Below are 22,656 nucleotides of genomic sequence, written 5' to 3' on the forward strand. Positions count from 1 at the left end.
GACAGCGACGATACCCAAATCAGCTCACAATACAGAATTGAGCCGGGATTGAGGTTAGTTGGCTATAGACTAAAGTCGTCTGGAGCTTGCCGGCAAGTTAAGCGAGACTGTCGGCAGGAACCAACAGACGGCCCGGCGGGGAGTAAGATGCCTGATAAGTTAGACACCTCACTGACACCATTTGATCGCCTTGACCCTGAGCAGCAACAGGTACTGAAAGATGCGCTGGATGTGGCTTATTTTCGGACGGGCGAAACCATAATCCGGGCCGGAGAAATCTGCAGCCAACTATTCATCATCATCAAAGGCGGTGTCGAGGAGATCTCCACCGACGGCAAGGAAACTTATGCCCACTATGCCCGTGACGATATGTTCGATGTCCGGGCTCAGCTGGAAAGTGAAAGCCGTCATCACTATATCGCGCTGGAAGATACCCTATGCTACCTGCTGCCAAGAGAGATTTTTGTCAATTTTTACCAGTCTAATGCTCAGTTTGCTGCCTATTTCGATACCAACCTCGCGCGTCGCCAGGATCTGATTGAAGAAGCACAGCGTCAGCAGAACCTGGCCGAGTTTATTCTTACCAAAATCGATGACGATAACATTCAACCTTGTCTGATGGTGCCACGTGACGCCAGCCTGAAAACCGTCACGGAAAAAATGCGCGCACAGGGTTTCGATGCCGCTCTGGTTGAGCTCAACCCTAGCCCGCAATACGGTATTGTTACCCGCACGGATTTGCTCCACGCCGTTATGCTGGAGCAGCAATCTCCCGATACCGCCGTCAGTCACGTCGCCACCACACCGGTGATCAGTATTAATAAAGGTGACTTTCTGTTCAATGCCATGATTGCCATGACCCGGCATAAAGTGAAGCGGGTACAGGTACTGGACTGCGGGCAGGTCGTCGGCATGCTGGATCTGACCCAGGTACTGAGCTTGTTCTCGACCCACTCCCACGTACTGACGCTGCGCATTGCCCGGGCCGATAATATTGAAGAATTATCCCTTGCTGCCGGCAGTCAGCAGCGGCTGGTAGAGACCCTGTTCAATAACGGAATTCATACCCTGTTCGTGATGGAGCTGATCGCCACCGTCAACGAACAGATCATCGAAAAAGCCTTTCAGCTTATTGTACCGGCCGATATGCACAACCTCTGCTGCCTGATGGTCATGGGATCTGAAGGACGGGGAGAACAGATCCTGAAAACCGATCAGGATAATGCCTTGATCATACAGGACGGCGCTGACTGGCCGGATTGCCCGCGGGTCATGGAACAGCTGACCCAAACATTACAACAACTGGGTTATCCGCTCTGTCCCGGCAACGTCATGGTCAACAACCCCAAATGGGTGAAAACCCAGAGTGAGTGGTTACACACCATCAGCCAGTGCTGCCGGCAGGGAACCGAAGACAGTTTGATGGATCTGGCGATTCTGGCTGATAGCCATGCGGTTGCCGGCAACCCGGATTTACTGACCCCACTGCAACTCCGCCTGCATCAGCAGCTGGCAGAAAAAGAATTGTTACTGTCGACCTTCACCCGCCCGGCACTCAGGTTCAGTGTTCCTCTCACCTTGTTCGGCAAGATCAAATCCGGCAAGCAAGGTATTGATATTAAGCGCGGCGGTATCTTTCCCATCGTGCACGGCGTTCGTGCTTTGGCGCTGGAATACGCCATCGAAAACAACAACACTTTCGATCGCATCAATCGGCTGGAACAGCACAAAGTACTGGAGCCCGTTACGGCATCGAATTTAAGTGAAGCCTTAAAGCTCTTTATTAAAATACGCCTGCGCCAGCAGTTGCATCATCAGGCCGACGGCCAAAACCAGCCGCTGAATATCAGCTATCTCAGCCGTACCGAACGTGACTTGCTGCGCCACAGTCTTCATGTTGTGAAGAAATTTAAAGAGTGGCTCGGCTATCACTATCAGATCAGAGACTAGGGAGCGAGCGCCGAGAAACTAGAGACTAGAACCTCGGTACTCGACACGACAATATGAATATATTAAGACGTTACTGGTATCAGCGTAAGTTAAAACACAGCCCCTACCATTACCTGTTCAACCGTTATCAGGGCGATGAACTGGTCTCACTCGACTGTGAAACCACCAGCTTAGATCCCCATCGCGCGGAATTAGTCACCATTGCGGCGACACGAATAAAAGACAACCGAATATTAACCAGCCAGTCGCTCCATTTAACCTTGCGTACACCGGCCAGCCTGAATGCTGACTCTGTGGCCATTCATCACATTCGCCACCAGGATTTACAAGCCGGGCTAGAAGTGCGCCAGGCCTTAACAACCTTACTGGAGTTTATCGGCAACCGCCCTTTAGTGGGCTACCATATCCGTTATGACAAGACCATTCTCGATCGCTACTACCTTGCTCTGTTTGGCTTTGCGCTACCAAACAAAATGGTCGAAGTCAGCCACCTTTACCATGATCGCTTAGAGCGGCTGTTACCCAATGCTTATTATGACTTAAGCCTGGAAGCGATTAGCCGCCATCTTGATCTGCCAGTTCCCCAGCGCCATGACGCCCTGGAAGATTCCATTACCGCGGCATTGATTTATGTCCGGCTTAAACACGGTGATATTCCTATGCTCAGATCGGCATAACACAACCCTTCCAAGTGCAAGGTTTTTAATGTAACAACTATGTAACGCCGGTGAACCCCGTCTGAGCCTCCTCTCTCATCCTAAAGTCTAATTGTGGCAAATCCCGATCTGTCGGAAGTTAGTACCAACAGAGACAGCGGCTTATAACAAAAATAATCTGGTCCATCAGAAGGACACCGACAGAAACACAAGGAGAAGAGAATGAGTGAGGTTCATGTTTATCCGGTCAATCACAAGATTGCAGCTACCGCCCACGTGAATGATAAGCAATATCGTGAGATGTACCAGCAATCGATTATCAACCCTGAAAGATTCTGGCGTGAGCAAGGCCAAATCATCGACTGGATTAAACCATTCACGAAAGTTAAAGATACCTCGTTTGATACGGGTCATGTCAAAGTTAATTGGTTTGAAGACGGCACTCTGAACGTTTCTGCCAACTGTCTTGACCGCCATCTGGCCACTCGCGGCGATCAGCCGGCCATTATCTGGGAAGGTGATGATCCGACCGATGATGCAACCTTCACCTACAACGAACTTTTTGAGCAAGTCTGCAAATTCTCCAATGCCCTGAAAAGCCAGGGCGTACGTAAAGGTGATGTCGTTTGTCTTTACATGCCAATGGTTGCCGAAGCGGCTGTGGCAATGCTGGCCTGTACCCGAATTGGTGCCGTGCATACTATCGTATTCGGTGGTTTCTCTCCTGAAGCTCTGGCGGGACGTATTATTGATTCCAACGCCAAAGTGGTCATTACCGCCGATGAAGGGGTCCGCGCCGGTCGCGCCGTGCCACTGAAAAAGAACGTCGATGCCGCCTTGCTTAACGATCAGGTCACCAGTGTGGAAAAAGTCGTCGTGCTGAAACGTACCGGTGGTGAGGTCGAATGGCACAGTGAACGAGATCTCTGGTGGCATGAAGTAACAGCGCTTGTTTCTTCCCACTGCGAACCGGAAGAAATGAATGCCGAAGATCCCCTTTTCATTCTTTACACCTCAGGTTCAACCGGCAAACCTAAAGGCGTGCTGCATACCACCGGGGGCTACCTGGTCTACGCGGCCATGACCTTCAAGTACGTCTTTGACTATCAAGAAGGGGAGATTTACTGGTGTACTGCGGATGTCGGCTGGATCACCGGCCACAGCTACCTGGTTTATGGGCCTTTGGCTAACGGGGCGACAACCCTGTTGTTTGAAGGTGTCCCTAATTACCCATCGACCAGCCGCATGAGCGAGGTGGTTGATAAGCATGGCGTTAATATTCTTTATACCGCCCCAACCGCGATTCGCGCCCTGATGGCAAAAGGCGATCAGGCAATTGCAGGCACCAGCCGCGAATCACTGCGGATCTTGGGATCGGTCGGTGAACCGATAAACCCGGAAGCGTGGGAGTGGTATCACCGCACTATCGGCAACTGCCACTGCCCGGTTATCGATACCTGGTGGCAGACTGAAACCGGCGGAATTATGATCACCCCGCTGCCTGGAGCAACGGAACTAAAACCCGGCTCGGCCACACGCCCATTCTTCGGTGTCCAACCCGCGATCGTTGATAACATGGGTAACATCCTCGACGGCGCCGCTGAAGGTAACCTGGTCATGATAGATTCATGGCCCGGTCAGATGCGCACCCTGTGGGGTGACCATGAGCGCTTTGAACAAACCTACTTCTCAACCTTCCAGGGCATGTACTTCTCTGGTGACGGTGCCCGCCGCGATGAAGACGGCTACTACTGGATCACCGGCCGGGTTGATGACGTACTGAACGTTTCCGGCCACCGTATGGGCACCGCAGAAATCGAATCGGCACTGGTTGCTTTTGATAAAATTGCAGAAGCGGCAATTGTTGGGGTACCGCACGACATTAAGGGCCAGGCAATCTACGCCTATATCACCTTAAATGCCGGTGAGTATCCAAGCGCTGAACTGCATAAAGAAGTGAAGGACTGGGTACGTAAAGAAATTGGCCCGATTGCAACGCCAGATTTCTTGCATTGGACAGACGCTCTGCCCAAAACCCGTTCAGGTAAAATCATGCGCCGGATCTTACGCAAGATCGCAACCGGTGATACCGGCAGCCTGGGTGATACGTCAACCCTTGCCGATCCAAGTGTTGTCGATAAACTGATTGCCGAAAAGCAGACCGTTTTATAACCCGGAAATAACCGTATAATACCCAGCCGCCGCAAGGCGGCTTTTTTATCCGCAAGCACTCAGCGACAGCAATGCTCGGACCACTCACCGCCAAATCTTCTACCTTGCTCGCGATAATGAAAGTGTAAAGTCGCTACATTGGTCAATTATTTGTTTTTCAGTCAATAACATCAGCTATGTCACAGAAAAGGGCTGTCCCCTTCCCTGTTCATGCTGAACTTACGATAAAAACAAACGTCTAAAAAATTATCGCCGTATTTATACAGCTTACACTTGTGCGCACAAAACATCGGTGATTAGACCAGTATTTTGCTGCTATTTGCAGTGAATTCTCTATAATCATCCAACAAACAGGGTTTGGTAGTATAAATTGGGTCACAGGGAAACGACTTTGCAGGTTCCTGCGCGTTGTTAGAGTAAAACCTCCAAAACAAGTGAAAATACGTCAAGATGTCGACCGTTCAACGAATTTTACTTATTAATGGACCTAATCTAAATTTATTAGGTCTCAGAGAGCCCGGCCACTACGGCCATCAAACACTGGCTCAACTCGTTGCTGATTTAACGACTAAAGCAACGGATCTTGGTATGACGCTAGATCACATTCAATCAAACGCAGAACATGAGTTGATTGATGCCATCCACCAGGCCCATGGCAACGTGGATTTTATCATCATCAATCCGGCAGCATTCACCCATACCAGCGTCGCGATCCGTGATGCATTGTTAGGTGTTGCGATTCCGTTTATTGAAGTGCACTTATCTAACGTCCATGCGCGAGAGCCTTTCCGTCATCACTCTTATCTGTCAGATAAAGCAGTCGGGGTGATTTGCGGTCTTGGCCCTGATGGTTATGAATTCGCCCTGAATGCAGCCGTACGACGCCTGCAATCAGAAAGCTAAATGAACAACATATAAAGAGAAAGATAGATGGATATTCGTAAGATCAAAAAACTAATCGAACTGGTAGAAGAATCCGGTATTGCTGAACTGGAAATCTCTGAAGGTGAAGAGTCGGTACGCATCAGCCGTAATGTTCCTGCATCTGCAATGCCTGCACAGCAATTCATGGCTGCACCTCAATTTGCAGCACCCGCTCAGACAGCACCTGCGGAAGCAGCAGCACCGGTAGCGCCTGCGGCACCCGCAGAGTCTGCAGGCCATAAAGTTCTTTCTCCGATGGTAGGTTCTTTCTACCGTGCCCCAAGCCCTGAAGCAAAAGCTTTTGTGGAAGTCGGCCAGTCAGTGAACGTTGGTGACACGCTGTGTATCGTTGAAGCAATGAAAATGATGAACCAGATCCAATCTGATAAAGCCGGTGTCGTTGTCGCAATTCTTGCTGAAGATGGCGATGCAATCGAGTTCGACCAGCCTCTGGTTATCATCGAGTAACAGAGGCCTATTATGTTAGATAAATTAGTTATTGCTAACCGAGGCGAAATTGCGCTTCGTATTCTGCGTGCATGTAAAGAGCTGGGGATCAAGACCGTTGCTGTTCACTCAACGGCTGACCGCGATCTTAAACACGTGTTACTTGCCGATGAATCCATCTGTATCGGTCCTGCGAAAAGTACTGACAGCTACCTGAACATTCCTCGTATTATCAGTGCAGCAGAAATCACCGGTGCGGTTGCTATTCATCCGGGTTACGGTTTCCTGTCTGAAAATGCCGATTTTGCTGAGCAGGTAGAGCGCTCCGGCTTTATTTTCGTTGGCCCGAAAGCGGAAACCATCCGTATGATGGGTGACAAGGTTTCTGCAATCAACGCAATGAAAAAAGCCGGTGTACCTTGTGTACCGGGTTCTGATGGCCCGCTAGATAACGACGAGGCGAAAAATAAATCTTTTGCTAAACGTATCGGTTACCCGGTGATCATCAAAGCCTCTGGTGGCGGTGGTGGTCGCGGCATGCGTGTTGTTCGCTCTGAAGGCGAACTGACAGAAGCCATCGCGATGACCCGCGCAGAAGCAAAAGCCTGCTTTAACAACGATGTGGTTTACATGGAGAAATTCCTGGAAAACCCACGTCATATCGAAGTTCAGATTATTGCTGATGGTCAGGGTAATGCTATTCACCTTGGCGAGCGTGACTGTTCAATGCAGCGTCGTCACCAGAAAGTGGTTGAAGAAGCACCGGCTCCGGGCATCACTGAAGAGATGCGTAAGTACATCGGTGAGCGCTGTACGCGTGCCTGTATCGAGATCAACTATCGCGGCGCAGGTACGTTCGAGTTCCTATATGAAAACGGCGAGTTCTATTTCATTGAAATGAACACCCGTATTCAGGTTGAGCATCCGGTAACCGAAATGGTAACCGGCGTTGATCTGATCAAAGAACAGCTTCGTGTTGCTGCCGGTCAGCCATTGTCATTCAGCCAGAGTGATATTAAGATCCATGGCCATGCTATCGAATGCCGTATCAATGCTGAAGATCCTGTTCGCTTCCTGCCTTGCCCAGGTAAAATAGAACACTTCCACGCACCAGGTGGCATGGGAATTCGTTGGGAATCTCACATTTATGCCGGTTACACAGTACCGCCGCATTACGATTCAATGATCGGCAAGTTGATTGCGTATGGTGAAAACCGCGACGTGGCTATTTCACGTATGCGTAATGCACTGGCTGAATCAATTATTGACGGCATTAAAACCAACATCCCGCTGCAGCAAGAAATTATGGCGGATGAGAACTTCCAGCATGGTGGCGCTAACATCCACTACCTAGAAAAGAAGCTTGGTCTGCAATAAGCTGGAATAACCGCCAGCATATCACTTGTCTCAGGCTGCCATCTGGCAGCCTTTTTTATCGCTCATGTCATCTTTCCCTTCATGATCATTCCCCCTGACAACATCATCACCCCTCTTTATTCCCCCTGCAAATTGACATAGTCGGTAGCACTGAGAAATAACTTTTGCCACAATACCTCTCCTTTTTTTATTTGTATGAGCATTACTCACCGTCAACATGTTAACCGAGTGATGCACTGAACGACTGGAGACAGCAAGCATGAAGACGCTCTCTGCACGCTACCGTCAGGCCCATCGAGAGGCTAAATGGGCGGTAGGTCTAGCGTTGGCCTATTTTATCTGGTGGTATATCTCGGCCTATGCCTTTGCACCAACAGACGCCATCAGCCCCCTTCCCGAACTCTATTTTGGTTTTCCTCTCTGGTTCCTGCTGGCGTGCATTATTGGTCCGGTATTATTCACAGTGCTATGCGGCCTGATGGTCAAATTTATCTATCAGGATATGTCGCTGGACGTCGAAAAGGATAATTCTCATGAATAGCCAACTACTTATCCCTATGGTGATCTATTTACTGGCCGTATTTGCGCTGGCATTGATGACCCGCCGTCGCAGCCACTCGGCCAACGGCTTCCTCAGTGAATACCTGGTCGGCAACCGCAGCATGGGCGGTTTCGTGCTGGCGATGACGCTGGCGGCAACCTATGCCAGTGCCAGTTCGTTTATCGGCGGTCCGGGGGCGGCCTATAAAATGGGATTAGGCTGGGTGCTGCTGGCGATGATCCAGCTGCCTGCAGCCTGGTTAACCTTAGGGGTGCTCGGCAAAAAGTTTGCGATTGAAGCCCGCCGTCATAACGCGCTGACCTTAAATGATATTCTGTATGCCCGCTACAGAAACCGGGGGGTGGTTGTTTTTGCATCACTGGCGCTATTACTGGCCTTCTTCGGCACCATGGTGGTGCAGTTTGTCGGCGGGGCACGGCTACTGCAAACCGTCACCGGACTGCCCTATTCTCAGGGGTTGATGATCTTTGCCATCACGGTCGGACTTTACACCACCATCGGCGGCTTTCGCGCCGTGGTCATGACCGATACCGTTCAGGGCATCATGATGATCATCGGTACCATCGCCTTACTCGCCGGTATCGTCCATGCCGGAGGCAGCGTCGGTGAGCTGATCACCGAGTTGCATCAGATCGACCCTGCCCTAATCACCCCGTTCGGCCCGGATAACTTTCTTAGCCAGCCATTCATGTTTAGTTTTTGGATACTGGTCTGCTTCGGGGTGATCGGCTTACCTCATGCCGCTGTTCGCTGCATGTCATACAAAGACAGCGGCTCGCTGCATAAGGGGATGGTGATCAGTACCGCTATGGTAGCCTTCCTGATGCTGGGAATGCATCTGGCAGGCGCTCTGGGACGCGCTATTGTGCCGGATATTGCCAGCCCGGATCAGATCATGCCGACCCTGATGGTAACCGTGCTGCCACCTGTCGTGGCGGGGATCTTTCTCGCCGGGCCGATGGCCGCCATTATGTCGACTATCGACTCACAGCTGATCCAGGCTTCGGCGACCTTACTTAAAGATCTGTATCTCAACTACATCAATCCAAAAGCAGCCCAGGGGCGGGAAGCCGAGAAGCGGCTGCCAAAGCTGTCGCTCTGGGTTACCGCCATTTTTTCCGCGCTGGTATTCGTCGCTGCCACCAATCCGCCGGATATGATCATCTGGCTCAACCTGCTGGCTTTTGGCGGTATGCAAGCCGTCTTCCTGTGGCCGCTGGTATTGGGCCTGTATTGGAAAAAAGCCTCTGCAGCGGGTGCCTTTGCGTCAATGGTCACCGGCCTGGCTTGCTACATTGGTTTCTCGGTGATAAAACCCGATTTAGCCGGCCTCCATGCCATCGTACCGACCCTGGCATTTGGTCTGATTGCGTTTGTGATCGGCAGCTTAGCCAAGCCGGTAATGGCCATCGCACCGCAACAGTAGCCCCTCACTGCAACATTGGTTTCTGCCTCGCCAAAAGATAGCACCCCGGTGCTATCTTTTTTATCGCTCACAAAACCAGCAGTGATGATTCACGCTCAATGGCTGTGGATTGGTGAAATTTCATGCTAAACTGCGCCCCCTATGTTTCAGTAGTCAAAAAATAAGCGAATTAACCCATGCCTTGGATCCAGATAAAACTGAACGCAACCGCTGAAAATGCGGAAGCGATTGGCGATATGTTAATGGAAGAGACCGGCGCTCTGTCTGCCACTTTCCTTGACGCACAAGACACACCAGTATTCGAGCCGATGCCCGGTGAAACCCGCCTATGGGGTGATACTGATGTGATTGGTTTATACGATGCTGAAGCCGACATGGATTTCGTGCTGAATATGCTGAAGAACAGCCCGCTGATTGCTGACGGTTTTGCATACAAAATCGAGCAGTTAGAAGACAAAGACTGGGAACGTGAGTGGATGGACAACTTCCACCCAATGCGTTTTGGCCGCCGTTTATGGATTTGCCCGAGCTGGCGTGAAGCCCCGGATCCTGACGCCGTCAACGTGCTGCTCGACCCAGGCCTGGCATTTGGTACCGGAACCCACCCGACGACTTCGTTGTGCCTTGAATGGCTTGACGGCCAGGATCTCACCGGCAAAACCGTGATCGATTTTGGCTGTGGCTCCGGTATTCTGGCGATTGCCGCCCTGAAACTGGGTGCTGCAAAAGTCATTGGTATCGACATCGATCCACAGGCAATTCTGGCGTCAAAAGATAACGCCGAGCGCAATGGCGTGGCCGACAAGCTAGAATTGTACTTACCGCAACATCAACCAGAAGGTATTCAGGCCGATGTCGTCGTGGCTAACATTCTTGCCGGTCCGTTACGTGAACTCTCTCCGGTCATTAAAGGGCTGGTTAAATCCGGTGGCGATCTGGCGATCTCTGGCGTATTGGAAGTTCAGGCTGAAGACGTCTCCACATACTACGCCGATGAACTAATATTAGATCCGGTTATGGCACGTGAAGAGTGGTGCCGTATTTCCGGCCACAAAGCATAAAAATCCATAAATACAGTTTCGTTCCATCAATTTTTACTGTGTGCAAAATCTCCAATTGATTGAAAATCATACTTTTTTGTTAATCAAAAACTAAATGCTCAATTATTGGCCTTTTCAGAATGGGAAAAAATGCGTAAAATGCGCGCCCTTACTGGCACAGTCAGGTACAGACGTTTGCAGATCGGTCCTTATCAACTTAACAACCAGCTGATAGTCGCGCCAATGGCGGGTGTGACCGATCGGCCATTTCGTGAACTTTGCCTGCGCTACGGTGCCGGCATGGCTGTGAGCGAAATGATGTCGTCAAATCCAGATTTATGGAAAACGTCTAAATCGCAGAATCGGATGGTTCATGAAGGCGAATCGGGGATTCGCTCGGTTCAAATTGCGGGAGCCGATCCGAAGCTGATGGCCGAAGCGGCCCAATTCAGTGTTGAGAACGGTGCGCAAATCATCGATATCAACATGGGTTGCCCGGCGAAGAAGGTCAACAAACGATTGGCAGGTTCTGCACTGCTGCAATATCCCGCACTAATCGAAGAGATCCTTCGTAGCGTGGTGAATGCAGTGGATGTTCCGGTGACGCTGAAAACGCGAACCGGCTGGGACTTAGACAACCGAAACTGTGTCAAGATTGCCCAACTCGCGGAACAATGCGGCATTCAGGCTTTGGCCCTTCACGGGCGCACGAAAACCTGTATGTACAAAGGTGAAGCGGAATATGACTACATCAAAGCAGCTAAACAAGCTGTCTCGATTCCGGTGATCGCTAACGGTGATATCGATTCTCCGGAAAAGGCCCGCTTCGTACTCGATTACACGGGTGCAGATGCTTTGATGATTGGCCGGCCTGCACAAGGCCGACCGTGGATTTTCCGAGAAATCCACCATTACTTAACAACCGGCGAATACCTGCCTGCCCCGTCTCTGGATGAGGTAAGTGGCATTATGCTGGGTCATGTTCAAGAACTTCACCGTTTCTACGGGGAGTATTTAGGGCTGCGCATCGCACGTAAACACGTGTCTTGGTACTTAAAAGAACATGCACCAGCTGGTGATTTCCGCCGGTCCTTCAACGCTATCGAGAACGCTCAAGAGCAAATCGATGCGCTGCAAGGCTACTTCGAAAACGTTGCATAAATACTAGAAGAGCTTACAGAATTATGTTCGAACAAAATCTGACTTCCGAAGCGTTAACAGTTACAACTGTAACTTCACAAGACCAAATCACACAGAAGCCACTTCGTGACTCTGTTAAAGCGTCGCTAAAAAACTATCTGGCTCAATTGAATGGTCAGGAAGTCGACGATCTGTACGAGCTAGTGCTTGCAGAGGTTGAGCAGCCACTACTGGATACGATCATGCAGTACACCCGTGGTAACCAGACTCGCGCAGCAACCATGATGGGTATCAACCGCGGCACGCTTCGTAAGAAGCTTAAAAAATACGGCATGAACTAAAACATTAACGCTAAGTTACTGTTTTTAAAAAGCCCATTAGCTTGATCCGCTATGGGCTTTTTTATGCTTGCTACACACCTCACTTTCCTTCCAGTTAACAATATATTCTTTTTCAGCCTTGGTTATCAGGGAAGAATAAAGATGACGATTAAATGGTACACGATGGGTGCTTAGCAACATTGGTCAGCTAGTAATACAAACAACTTAATAAGTTAGAGGTAATCACACAGGTAAGCGGTGGTTTCTGTTACTTTGACCTCAAACGATGCATCACCGGGTACTTCAAAATCATCACCCGCGCTGAAGGTATCCCAATCGACATGACCCGGTAATTTCACCGTCAGTGATCCTTTCACTACCGTCATCCGTTCTGGCGCGGCGGTACCAAAGGTATAATCACCGGGGGCCATAACACCGACACTTGTATGCTCACCATGGGTTTCAAAACCAATGGATTTCACTTGACCATCAAAATATTCATTTATTTTCAGCATGATATTCCCTATCACTCTATCACTTATTGTTTTAGCGTAAATTTCAAGCTATCACAGTTCATATACCCAAACCACTTCAATATACCGGGTACCGCAGAAATTCCGTTACTTTTCGCCAGGGCACTACAGCGACAAATAACAACATCACCTAATTGACTAAAATAATGACCCAATATTCGCTACAATGGTGCTTCTGATTATTTGAACAGTGTTACCGGAGAGAGCCCGAATGAAAAGATATGTACTGTGGATTAGCATCTTAGGCAGCGCTTTATTGACGGGGTGCTCTGCCCAGGAAAAACAGGGGATCAAAGAGGGCTTTACAGAAATCGGCCACGCCACCCGAGATGTAACACGTGAAACCGGCCACTTCTTCCGCGATACGACCAAAGATGTCATTGAAAATGTAAAAGAAGCCACGTCATCGGACGAAGGGTAACCCGGCCTTACCCGCCGTTCACGGCGACCTTTACTCTGTGTCGCCCAGAGCTTCAAGAATTGAACAATGGCTGGCATTGTCATCGGCATGACCGCAGCAGGCATCATTGATTTTTTTTAACGCGAGACGAATTCTCGCTAATTCAGCAATTTTACTATCCACTTCTTCGAGTTTTGCCTGCGTAATGGCTTTTACTTCGGCACAGCTGTGCTGACTGGCTTCAAGGCGAATATCCAACAACTCCCGGATTTCATCCAAACTCAGCCCGATGGTTTTGGCCCTGAGGATAAAGTTCACCCGTGACAGGTTTTCTTCGCTATAAAGCCGATAACCGCTTTCACTGCGGGCTGCAGGCACCAGCAAACCATTTTTTTCATAAAACCTCAACGTATCGCTACTGACCTCACACTGTTTTGCAAGCTGGCCAATCAGATACATATGCTGTCTCCTTTACTTGAAGATAATTTTACTGCACCAAATGGGGCTAACCGCCAAGAGCAAACGTTTGCGTCGCTTTTGAATTAATGTAAAATACCTGCTGTCGATGATGAATCAAACACCATCAATGCTCGGTTTTACACGATTTTAACTGAGAATATTTCCCAAAACCAAATACTTTGCTTGGTTTTGGGAAATGTCCTATTCACCGTGTATTTAAAGAGATGGTAGCAATGGAAAACGCTCGTCCTATTCGCCGTGCGCTAATTAGCGTATCAGACAAAACCGGTATTGTTGAATTCGCCCAAGCCTTAGCCAGTCATGGCGTAGAAATTCTATCTACCGGCGGTACTGCTCGTCTACTTGCAGAGCAAGATATCAAGGTCACAGAAGTATCTGAGTATACCGGCTTCCCTGAAATGATGGATGGCCGGGTAAAGACACTTCACCCTAAAGTACACGGTGGTGTTCTTGGCCGTCGAGGCCAAGACGATGCAGTCATGGCCGAACACGGTATCGCACCGATCGACATGGTTGTGGTCAACCTCTATCCATTCGCCGAAACGGTAGCTAAAGAAGGCTGCACGCTGGAAGACGCGGTTGAGAACATCGACATCGGCGGGCCGACGATGGTGCGCTCTGCGGCAAAGAACCACAAAGATGTGACAATCATTGTTAATGCTCACGACTACGGGCGCGTACTAGCCGAAATGACGGCGAATCAGGGTTCACTGACCCATGCCACCCGCTTTGACCTGGCTATCGCCGCCTTCGAGCATACCGCCGCCTACGACGGTATGATCGCCAACTACTTCGGTACCATGGTGCCATCATACGGCGACAACAGAGACGGTGATGAACCTTCGCCTGAAAACAAAAGTAAATTCCCTCGCACGTTCAACCAGCAGTTCGAGAAGAAGCAAGACATGCGCTACGGTGAGAACAATCACCAAGACGCGGCTTTCTATGTGGAAAAAAATCCACAAGAAGCATCGGTTTCAACGGCCCGTCAAATTCAGGGCAAGGCCCTGTCTTACAACAACATTGCCGATACCGATGCGGCACTTGAGTGCGTCAAAGAGTTCGATCAGCCGGCCTGTGTCATTGTGAAGCATGCAAACCCTTGCGGTGTTGCGCTGGGTGACAACATCCTGGAAGCCTACGACCGTGCTCACAAGACTGATCCAACGTCAGCCTTTGGCGGCATCATCGCCTTTAACCAAGAACTGGATGCCGCAACCGCACAAGCGATTGTTGACCGTCAGTTTGTTGAAGTGATTATTGCACCGAGCATTTCAGCGGCGGCGATTGAGATTGTCGCAACCAAGAAAAACCTTCGCCTGCTGGAGTGTGGCAAGTGGACAACCAAGACGACCGGCTTCGATGTTAAGCGCGTTAACGGTGGTTTGCTGGTCCAGGACCGTGATCAGGGGATGGTTGGCGAAGATGATCTGCAAGTGGTGTCTAAACGCGAACCAAATGCAGATGAACTGCGCGATGCGTTGTTTTGCTGGAAAGTCGCAAAATACGTCAAATCTAACGCGATTGTTTATGCCAAAGGCAACATGACTATCGGTGTCGGCGCAGGCCAGATGAGCCGCGTCTACTCGGCCAAAATTGCCGGGATCAAAGCCGCAGACGAAAACCTCGAAGTGGCGGGCAGCGTGATGGCATCGGATGCCTTCTTCCCGTTCCGTGACGGCATCGATGCGGCCGCTGACGCGGGGATCACTTGTGTGATCCAGCCTGGCGGCTCAATGCGCGATGACGAAGTCATCCAGGCGGCAGACGAATACGGAATGGCAATGCTGTTTACCGGTATGCGTCACTTCCGTCACTAAACAATAAAGACCTGCCAATAACGAGTAGGTCTTTTTTTATGAATTTAAAGCCTCTGACTCGCCTCGGGGGCACCTCCATTTAACAACTTTTAAGCGTTTAGAGCTAAGCCATTTTTTTGAGTTCAAGGAAAGCGCTCGGAGTTTATAAACAGAAATGAGTACGCTTGACACGGAAATCAGAAAAATGGCGACGCTATAAGGATGAAAAGATGAAAGTTCTTATTATTGGTAACGGCGGTCGCGAACATGCATTGGCATGGAAAGCGGCACAATCTACAGATGTAGAGACTATTTTCGTTGCACCAGGTAACGCAGGCAGTGCGCTTGAGCCAAAAGTCGAAAACGTACCTATCGGTGTTGAAGACATCAGTGCATTGGTTGCCTTTGCGCAAGAAAACCATATCGATCTGACCATTGTCGGTCCTGAAGCACCGTTGGTTATTGGTGTTGTCGATGCGTTCCGTGCCGCAGGCTTACCCATCTTTGGGCCAACCCAAGCGGCAGCGCAGCTGGAAGGCTCTAAAGCCTTCACGAAAGACTTTCTGGCTCGTCATCAGATCCCAACCGCTGAATACCAGAACTTCACGGAGATCGAGCCTGCTCTGGCTTATCTGCGCGAAAAAGGCGCACCAATCGTGGTTAAGGCCGATGGCCTGGCAGCCGGAAAAGGCGTTATTGTTGCGATGACACTGGAAGAAGCTGAAAACGCCGTGCGTGATATGCTGGCGGGCAATGCGTTTGGCGAAGCGGGCCATCGGGTGGTGATCGAAGAATTCCTTGATGGGGAAGAAGCCAGCTTCATCGTCATGGTTGATGGCAAGAATGTACTGCCAATGGCCACCAGCCAGGATCACAAGCGGGTCGGTAACGGTGATACGGGGCCAAATACGGGAGGCATGGGCGCCTACTCTCCGGCCCCTGTCGTGACTCAGGCGATCCATGACCGTGTGATGGCAGAGGTTATCTACCCCACCGTACGCGGTATGGAAGCAGAAGGCGCACCTTATACCGGCTTCTTATACGCCGGCCTGATGGTTATGGCCGATGGCACACCGAAAGTCATCGAGTATAACTGCCGATTTGGTGATCCTGAGACCCAGCCTATTATGCTGCGCATGCAGTCTGATCTGATTGAGCTTTGCCTGGCCGCCATTGATGGCAAGCTGGATCAAGCAGAATCTAAGTGGGATCCACGTGCATCTGTGGGTATTGTACTGGCGGCAGGCGGCTACCCGGCAGAATATGCAAAAGGCGATGTCATTTCAGGCCTGCCTCAGCAAGAAGTGGCTGGTGAGAAAGTATTCCAGGCAGGCACAACAACCAACGATGGCGACATCGTCACCAACGGTGGCCGTGTATTGTGTGCAACAGCCCTGGGAGATAGCGTTTCTGACGCTCAGCAGCGCGCTTACGCACTGGCGAAGAAAATATCATGGAATGGTATGTTCTATCGTAATGACATCGGCTATCGTGCCATTGCGCGTGAACAAAAGGCTTAATCGCTGACAGTTACTGCCCAGAGACAAAAACGCGCTGACGAACGTTATATCGAGCCGTCAGCGCGTTTTTTTATGTCTGGACTTTATTGTGGGGTTATTTATCCAGCAGTAGCGGAGGAAGAATACAGGACTGAGTCTCATCTTGCAGGAGCAAAAGCTGCTGTGCCACCAGCTCTTTGTTACGCACCTTGCCTGTCACTGCCATATATCCGGACCGAGCCTGCTGCCTTAACTGCCGGGTAACCGAATCAGCTGGTTTAGGCTGGAAAGTCACATTGAGCTCTTTCTCATCACCACAGCGCAGAAAGCGATGATCGATCCAGTGCCCCTGGATCAGAGACTGACCTTGCTGATGCTGTTTTGTCACGGTATCTACCGCAACCTGCGCTTGCTTGGTGAGTTGATAAAGCTGGGAATCCGATAACGGTAAGACCGCATCCGCCACCGTATTGCGCTGGAATACCGCACGGCCTTTGGTGTCATAACGCACCCGAAGTGAAAACGACTTCAGGCCATCCTCTTGTAACAGAGTTCCCTGACGTTCAATTTCACGTAATTTACCATCCTGCCAGCGATAATCCGATTGATAGCCACCATAATCGCCAGCCATTACCACTTCAGATAATTGGACGGAGCGATTTTGCCGATGGGAATACCAGTAGAGCGAAGTCGCATCTCCGGCGGTCTGGCCACCCGTCATAGTCTGGATCTGAGCGATAGGATTATCAGGCACTGAGCTGGCTGAACATCCAGCAAGAAGAGATAAGGAAAGGAGAACAATGAGCCGCTTCATAAAGGAAAATACCGCCAGATAAAGTTACCTGGCGGATTATAGATTACTTCAATGCATCTTTCAGTGCTTTACCGGAAACAAATGCAGGAACGTTTGCTGCTGCGATTTGAATTTCCTGACCAGTTTGAGGATTACGGCCAGTGCGTGCAGCACGGTGGTTCACTTTAAATGTACCAAAGCCAATCAGTTGAATCTGGTCACCTTCTTTCAGCGCTTCGGTAATACCCTCAAGAGTTGATTCCAGCGCTGCTTTAGCTTGAGCTTTAGAAAGATCTGCTTTGTCAGCGATCAGGTCAATCAGTTGGGTCTTGTTCATTTGTTTTCCCTTCTAAGGTTTTTCTTGAGACGCCACAACTCTAATTCAAAAGAAGCCCGTGTGGCAAAGGTTTGTCTGCGATCATGTGCTTAGATGCGGGCTCTTTAACCATAAACTGAGCGCAAGTTCACAAAATGTTACTCATCCCTCTGATGAAATAGCTGTATTTATTTCCTTTGGCACCGCTTAATATGGTCGTAATTCCATAAATAACTGACAGGTTTGCATGATCCTCCTTACGATTTACATCTCGATTGCGATTGGTGTTTCGTTTATTTGTTCTGTGTTAGAAGCGGTATTGCTCAGTATTTCACCAAGTTATATTGGTACTTTACGTCAGCAAAACCACCCGGCAGCACCTCGCCTTGCTGCACTAAAAGATAATATTGACCGTCCGCTGGCATCCATTCTGACCCTAAATACCATTGCTCATACCATTGGTGCTGCAACGGCCGGTGCTCAGGCCGCCGCCGTTTTTGGTAACCAGTGGCTGGGGCTGTTCTCTGCTTTACTGACTATTGGTATCTTGCTGTTTTCTGAAATCATCCCAAAAACACTTGGGGCAACCTACTGGCGTCAGCTGGCTCCGGGATCGGCGGTAGTACTGAACTGGATGATTTGGGCGCTAAGCCCGTTTGTCTGGGCATCGGAGCAAATTACCAGTCGTCTGGCCCATGGCCATGAGCCGCCGAAATTGCGTGATGAACTGTCTGCCATGGCAATGCTGGCACAAGAGTCCGGAGAATTGGCTGAAGGTGAGTCAAAAATTCTGACCAACCTGCTGCAGTTCCGTGATGTCAGTGTCACGAAAATTATGACGCCGCGGCCGGTGCTATTTCGCGTAAAAGCAGAACAATCGATCGAGGATTTTTTAACCGAGCACCATGATAGCCCATTCTCACGTCCACTGGTGTATAGCGAACAAAAAGATAACATTCTGGGCTTTGTCCACCGCTTAGAACTGTTTACCGCCAATCAGGCTGGCCGCGCTAATGACGAGCTGGGCACCCTGATGCGTCCGATCCCGGTCGTGCTGAATACTGCGAGTGTCCCGCAAGCCTTTGATAAAATAATGAAAGAACGCTCACAACTGATATTAATCGTTGATGAATATGGCACGGTCCAGGGGCTGGTCACACTGGAAGATATTTTTGAAAGTTTGGTTGGCGAAGAAATTGTCGATGAAGCCGACAAAAATACCGACATGCAGCAACTGGCTTATCAACGCTGGGAGAAATGGAAAAAGCAGCACCGTATGATTGAAAGCAAAGATGATGAGTGATCAAATTCAGCTTAAAAAGGGCCATGTCGGCCCTCTTTTCGCTACCGGCATATCAGAACAGTTATAGTGCGATACCAATATTACTGACGGGCTCATCGCGTAATTCTTCACGCAGGCTTTTGATCAATTCGATATCGCGTCGTTCCGCTTCTTTCAGCGCACGGAAAATTGCCCACTGCACATCCCATTCTTCGCAAACGGCTTCATTTTCTTTTTGGTTTTCGTTGGTGATCTCGACACCCGTTTGGGCAAACACAAGATCAGCCACGGTTTCAGCAGACAAGCTACTGATCTTGCTGACTGTCTCTAACATCAAATCACGATCGAGCATGGCATGAAGTAAATCCGCCAAAGCAACGCAGGCATCGATAGCTGGATTTACTGCATAAATATCAAAATCATTGGCGCTCGGTACCAAATCTTCCAGCTTTTCCAGCTGATTTTCAAAGTTAATCTTGGCACTCTTAACCGTTAAGATCTCCCAGATACTATCAAGAATGATGCGGTATTTTTGTGCCTCCGCAAACTCCGTTTCCTCACAAAATAAGGCAAAATTTGGATACATTCGTTCACACAGTGAGACCATAAAAGTAAGGTGTTGCCACGGTTCTAATTTTTCTAAGCGAAGCTGAACAGGATTCTTAAGCATGGGATAATCTACGATAGTGATTTGCACGGGAGTTTAATGCATAACTCGTCAGCACAAAAGGAAAAGCAATGAACAAGATACTGATCGTCTCCCGACAGAAGGAAACTTATCAACGGCTGCTCCGGCAGGCACAATTGCCACAGCTTAAGATCACCGATGATCCCAGGCTGGCTGCGATTATTTTAGCAGATCCGCCAAAAATCGCCGCACACCTTAACGATTATCCGGCTCTGTGCTGGCTGCAGTCGACCTTTGCCGGTATCGATGCCCTGACCAAACCGGATTTGCGTCAGGACTATTCGCTGACCAATATTCGCGGATGCTTCGGACAACTCATCGCCGAGTATGTCATTGGCCTGACACTGGCGCATACCCGCCATTTTCCTCGCTACCGACAGCAACAGAAACATCGCCAATGGCAGCCCCACACCTATGCGGCGTTGAGCAACAAAACCCTGGTTATTTTGGGAACCGGTACCATCGGTAGCCATCTGGCCCAAGCCGCGCAGGCAATGGGGCTACAGATCATTGGCGTGAACCGCTCGGGTGAACCGGCCGGTCACTTTTTTGCCCATACCTATCCGTTATCCGAACTCCCGCAAGCACTCGCTCAGGCCGATATTCTGGTCTCTACCCTGCCCGCAACATCAGCAACTGACAACCTGCTCAATGCCACCAGCCTCGGCCATTGCCAAAATACGCTACTGTTTAATGTGGGACGTGGAAATGCGGTTTGCGAAGAGGGATTGCTGTCTGCCATCAAGCAAGGTCATGTTGCCCATGCTTTCCTCGATGTTTTTAAGCATGAGCCGCTTAACCAGCAGCATCCTTTCTGGCTGCACCCTGATATAACAATCACCCCGCATATCGCCGCAGAGAGCTTTCCTGAGCAAGTGTTTGACATCTTTGCTGCAAACTATCTGCGCTTTCTCCAGCAGCAACCATTGATGTACCAAATTGACTTTAAACGTGGCTATTAGGAACGTTGGTGTAGGAAGAAGGTAATTATGGCACCGCAACAACTTGATAATCTGCTGGATCAAATACGCCGCTGTGAGATCTGCAAGGATCATCTCCCACTCGGTCCGCGTCCGGTGATCCAGGCAGCCAGCAGTGCCAGAATGATGATTGTCGGCCAGGCGCCGGGAACCCGTGTTCATGAAACCGGGCTCCCCTGGAATGACCCCAGTGGCGACCGCCTTCGCCGCTGGCTGGAGCTCGACAGGAAAACCTTCTACGACGCCCGCCAAATCGCCATCATGCCGATGGGGTTGTGCTATCCGGGCCGGGGGAAATCCGGCGATCTCCCGCCGCGCCCGGAATGCGCGCCGCAATGGCATCCGCAAGTATGGTCATTATTACCCAATATCGGTATGACATTATTAGTTGGTCAGTATGCTCAGCAGTGGTATTTGAAAGACAAGCCGAAAACACTGACAGATACCGTCAGGGCTTGGCGGCAGTGGGCTCCAAAATACATTCCGATGCCACACCCGTCGCCGCGTAATATCCGCTGGCTGAAAGACAACCCGTGGTTCGAGGAAGAGGTGGTGCCGTATATCCGCGATTACGTCCACCAGCATTTGAAAGAGACGAGAGGCTAGCAACTCGAAACTGCTTATTCACAGGATCTCAGGGTCATAGCATCGTTCTTACCGATAAAAAAAAGCCCGCGCAATCACTTGCACGGGCTTTCAATGCTTTTCCTGGCAACTCGCCACCAGGCACTCGCATATGCTCTTATTTATGATACGGCTTAGAAAGCGTATGCACCGCATCCACGAACACACCGGCATTCTCTGGCGGCACATCGAGGTGGATACCATGGCCGAGGTTAAATACGTGGCCGGTACCTTCGTCACCATAACCTTCAAGAATCGTCGCGACTTCTTGGCGAATACGTTCAGGTTGTGCATATAGCATCGATGGGTCCATATTGCCCTGCAGGGCAACTTTATCGCCGACCCGACGCTTAGCGTCAGCAATATCAATCGTCCAGTCCAGACCAACGGCGTCACAACCCGTTGCGGCGATTTTCTCTAGCCACATGCCACCATTTTTGGTGAACAAGGTTACGGGCACGCGACGGCCTTCATTTTCACGGATCAGACCATCAACAATCTTGTGCATATAGCTCAGTGAGAACTCGTTGTAATCACGAGGCGTTAATACACCTCCCCAGGTATCAAACACCATCACAGACTGCGCACCCGCTTTGATCTGCGCATTCAGGTACTCAACCACGCTGTCTGCCAGCTTATCCAGTAGCAGATGCAGTGTTGCAGGTTCGGCATACATCATTTTTTTGATCTTGGTGAATGCTTTCGAGCTACCACCTTCAACCATATAAGTCGCCAGTGTCCACGGGCTGCCAGAGAAACCAATCAGTGGCACTTCGCCCTGCAAATCTTTACGGATCTGACGCACTGCATTCATGACATACTGCAGCTCCCCTTCCGGATCCGGCAGACCAATTTTATCGACATCGGCTTTGCAGGTTATAGGACGCTCAAACTTCGGGCCTTCACCGGCTTCAAAATATAAGCCCAGCCCCATCGCATCCGGAATAGTCAGGATATCAGAAAACAAAATAGCAGCATCCAAAGGGAAACGGCGCAGTGGCTGTAAGGTCACCTCACTGGCTAATTCTGCATTCTTACACAGCGACATAAAGTCACCTGCAACACTACGTGTAGCTCGGTATTCTGGCAAATAACGGCCAGCCTGACGCATCATCCATACTGGTGTGCAATCTACCGGCTGCTTTAATAACGCACGTAGGTAGCGGTCATTCTTTAATTCGCTCATTGAGGACTCCATGGATAAATTCTGCGACGTATTGTAGCACTCCCCGGCTGCAACAAAAGAAC

Annotated in this window: 23 protein-coding genes; 17 read left to right on the forward strand and 6 right to left on the reverse strand. The window is 50.0% G+C overall.

The genetic code is table 11. The annotated features are described in order from the left end of the window. Nucleotides 1–147: 147 nt before the first annotated feature. From R3289_RS17865 to fis, 11 genes are all read left to right on the forward strand, one after another. Nucleotides 148–1,950 carry a DUF294 nucleotidyltransferase-like domain-containing protein gene (locus tag R3289_RS17865; protein WP_318927058.1) on the forward strand — a complete coding sequence of 601 codons (1,803 nt, stop codon included), beginning with the start codon at nucleotides 148–150 and terminating at the stop codon, nucleotides 1,948–1,950. A 53-nt stretch (nucleotides 1,951–2,003) separates the two neighbouring features. Next, nucleotides 2,004–2,627 carry a 3'-5' exonuclease gene (locus tag R3289_RS17870; RefSeq protein WP_318927059.1) on the forward strand — a complete coding sequence of 208 codons (624 nt, stop codon included), beginning with the start codon at nucleotides 2,004–2,006 and terminating at the stop codon, nucleotides 2,625–2,627. Between the two features lie 201 nt (nucleotides 2,628–2,828). Further along, nucleotides 2,829–4,778 carry an acetate--CoA ligase gene (gene acs / locus R3289_RS17875; protein ID WP_318927061.1) on the forward strand — a complete coding sequence of 650 codons (1,950 nt, stop codon included), beginning with the start codon at nucleotides 2,829–2,831 and terminating at the stop codon, nucleotides 4,776–4,778. Between the two features lie 450 nt (nucleotides 4,779–5,228). Beyond that, entirely contained in the window at nucleotides 5,229–5,681 is a 453-nt protein-coding gene (gene aroQ, locus R3289_RS17880) for a type II 3-dehydroquinate dehydratase (RefSeq protein WP_318927063.1), read from the forward strand. A gap of 27 nt (nucleotides 5,682–5,708) precedes the next feature. Further along, complete coding sequence (gene accB / locus R3289_RS17885; protein WP_318927064.1) at nucleotides 5,709–6,170, forward strand: acetyl-CoA carboxylase biotin carboxyl carrier protein; 462 nt, start codon at nucleotides 5,709–5,711, stop codon at nucleotides 6,168–6,170. A 12-nt stretch (nucleotides 6,171–6,182) separates the two neighbouring features. Then, entirely contained in the window at nucleotides 6,183–7,526 is a 1,344-nt protein-coding gene (accC, locus tag R3289_RS17890) for an acetyl-CoA carboxylase biotin carboxylase subunit (protein WP_318927065.1), read from the forward strand. A gap of 259 nt (nucleotides 7,527–7,785) precedes the next feature. Then, nucleotides 7,786–8,067 (forward strand): YhdT family protein, encoded by a 282-nt coding sequence (locus tag R3289_RS17895; protein ID WP_318927067.1) that lies wholly within the window; start codon nucleotides 7,786–7,788, stop codon nucleotides 8,065–8,067. Then, on the forward strand, nucleotides 8,060–9,514 hold the full coding sequence (gene panF / locus R3289_RS17900; protein WP_318927069.1) for a sodium/pantothenate symporter: 1,455 nt from the start codon (nucleotides 8,060–8,062) through the stop codon (nucleotides 9,512–9,514). The genes R3289_RS17895 and panF overlap by 8 nt, the downstream gene beginning before the upstream one ends. Before the next feature lie 176 nt (nucleotides 9,515–9,690). After that, nucleotides 9,691–10,575, forward strand: coding sequence for a 50S ribosomal protein L11 methyltransferase (gene prmA, locus R3289_RS17905; RefSeq protein WP_318927070.1), 885 nt, complete (start codon nucleotides 9,691–9,693; stop codon nucleotides 10,573–10,575). A gap of 174 nt (nucleotides 10,576–10,749) precedes the next feature. Continuing rightward, complete coding sequence (dusB, locus tag R3289_RS17910) at nucleotides 10,750–11,715, forward strand: tRNA dihydrouridine synthase DusB (RefSeq protein WP_318927150.1); 966 nt, start codon at nucleotides 10,750–10,752, stop codon at nucleotides 11,713–11,715. Nucleotides 11,716–11,738: 23 nt separating this feature from the next. Then, a complete protein-coding gene (gene fis / locus R3289_RS17915) occupies nucleotides 11,739–12,035 on the forward strand; it encodes a DNA-binding transcriptional regulator Fis (protein ID WP_005372656.1) in 297 nt (98 codons plus the stop codon). A 212-nt stretch (nucleotides 12,036–12,247) separates the two neighbouring features. Here the strand turns inward: fis and R3289_RS17920 are convergent, their stop codons facing one another. Continuing rightward, entirely contained in the window at nucleotides 12,248–12,529 is a 282-nt protein-coding gene (locus R3289_RS17920) for a pyrimidine/purine nucleoside phosphorylase (RefSeq protein ID WP_318927111.1), read from the reverse strand. Nucleotides 12,530–12,758: 229 nt separating this feature from the next. Here R3289_RS17920 and R3289_RS17925 point away from each other — a divergent pair, with 229 nt between their 5' ends. Continuing rightward, nucleotides 12,759–12,968, forward strand: a complete 210-nt coding sequence (locus R3289_RS17925) for a hypothetical protein (protein ID WP_318927113.1) — start codon at nucleotides 12,759–12,761, stop codon at nucleotides 12,966–12,968. A 30-nt stretch (nucleotides 12,969–12,998) separates the two neighbouring features. On the opposite strand, the gene zntR is transcribed toward R3289_RS17925, so the two are convergent. Further along, nucleotides 12,999–13,406, reverse strand: coding sequence for a Zn(2+)-responsive transcriptional regulator (zntR, locus tag R3289_RS17930; RefSeq protein ID WP_318927114.1), 408 nt, complete (start codon nucleotides 13,404–13,406; stop codon nucleotides 12,999–13,001). 233 nt (nucleotides 13,407–13,639) lie between these two features. Between zntR and purH the strand changes: the two genes are divergently transcribed. Beyond that, a complete protein-coding gene (gene purH / locus R3289_RS17935) occupies nucleotides 13,640–15,247 on the forward strand; it encodes a bifunctional phosphoribosylaminoimidazolecarboxamide formyltransferase/IMP cyclohydrolase (protein ID WP_318927115.1) in 1,608 nt (535 codons plus the stop codon). Nucleotides 15,248–15,456: 209 nt separating this feature from the next. After that, nucleotides 15,457–16,746: a phosphoribosylamine--glycine ligase gene (purD, locus tag R3289_RS17940; protein ID WP_318927117.1), complete on the forward strand. Its 1,290-nt coding sequence runs from the start codon at nucleotides 15,457–15,459 to the stop codon at nucleotides 16,744–16,746. Nucleotides 16,747–16,840: 94 nt separating this feature from the next. On the opposite strand, the gene R3289_RS17945 is transcribed toward purD, so the two are convergent. Next, a complete protein-coding gene (locus R3289_RS17945; RefSeq protein ID WP_318927118.1) occupies nucleotides 16,841–17,479 on the reverse strand; it encodes a DUF1481 domain-containing protein in 639 nt (212 codons plus the stop codon). A 103-nt stretch (nucleotides 17,480–17,582) separates the two neighbouring features. After that, nucleotides 17,583–17,855 (reverse strand): nucleoid-associated protein HU-alpha, encoded by a 273-nt coding sequence (gene hupA, locus R3289_RS17950; RefSeq protein WP_107284603.1) that lies wholly within the window; start codon nucleotides 17,853–17,855, stop codon nucleotides 17,583–17,585. 226 nt (nucleotides 17,856–18,081) lie between these two features. On the opposite strand from hupA, the gene R3289_RS17955 reads away from it, so the two are divergent. Next, nucleotides 18,082–19,137: a hemolysin family protein gene (locus R3289_RS17955; protein WP_318927120.1), complete on the forward strand. Its 1,056-nt coding sequence runs from the start codon at nucleotides 18,082–18,084 to the stop codon at nucleotides 19,135–19,137. Between the two features lie 61 nt (nucleotides 19,138–19,198). Here the strand turns inward: R3289_RS17955 and R3289_RS17960 are convergent, their stop codons facing one another. Continuing rightward, nucleotides 19,199–19,786, reverse strand: coding sequence for a YjaG family protein (locus tag R3289_RS17960; RefSeq protein ID WP_318927121.1), 588 nt, complete (start codon nucleotides 19,784–19,786; stop codon nucleotides 19,199–19,201). Between the two features lie 68 nt (nucleotides 19,787–19,854). Between R3289_RS17960 and R3289_RS17965 the strand changes: the two genes are divergently transcribed. Further along, nucleotides 19,855–20,766, forward strand: coding sequence for a D-2-hydroxyacid dehydrogenase (locus tag R3289_RS17965; protein WP_318927123.1), 912 nt, complete (start codon nucleotides 19,855–19,857; stop codon nucleotides 20,764–20,766). 27 nt (nucleotides 20,767–20,793) lie between these two features. Next, nucleotides 20,794–21,390, forward strand: a complete 597-nt coding sequence (locus R3289_RS17970) for a uracil-DNA glycosylase family protein (RefSeq protein ID WP_318927124.1) — start codon at nucleotides 20,794–20,796, stop codon at nucleotides 21,388–21,390. 136 nt (nucleotides 21,391–21,526) lie between these two features. On the opposite strand, the gene hemE is transcribed toward R3289_RS17970, so the two are convergent. Further along, nucleotides 21,527–22,594, reverse strand: a complete 1,068-nt coding sequence (gene hemE / locus R3289_RS17975; protein ID WP_318927125.1) for a uroporphyrinogen decarboxylase — start codon at nucleotides 22,592–22,594, stop codon at nucleotides 21,527–21,529. Nucleotides 22,595–22,656: the final 62 nt, after the last annotated feature.

The sequence above is a fragment of the Photobacterium sp. genome, assembly GCF_033720175.1.
Taxonomy (GTDB): Bacteria; Pseudomonadota; Gammaproteobacteria; order Enterobacterales; family Vibrionaceae; genus Photobacterium.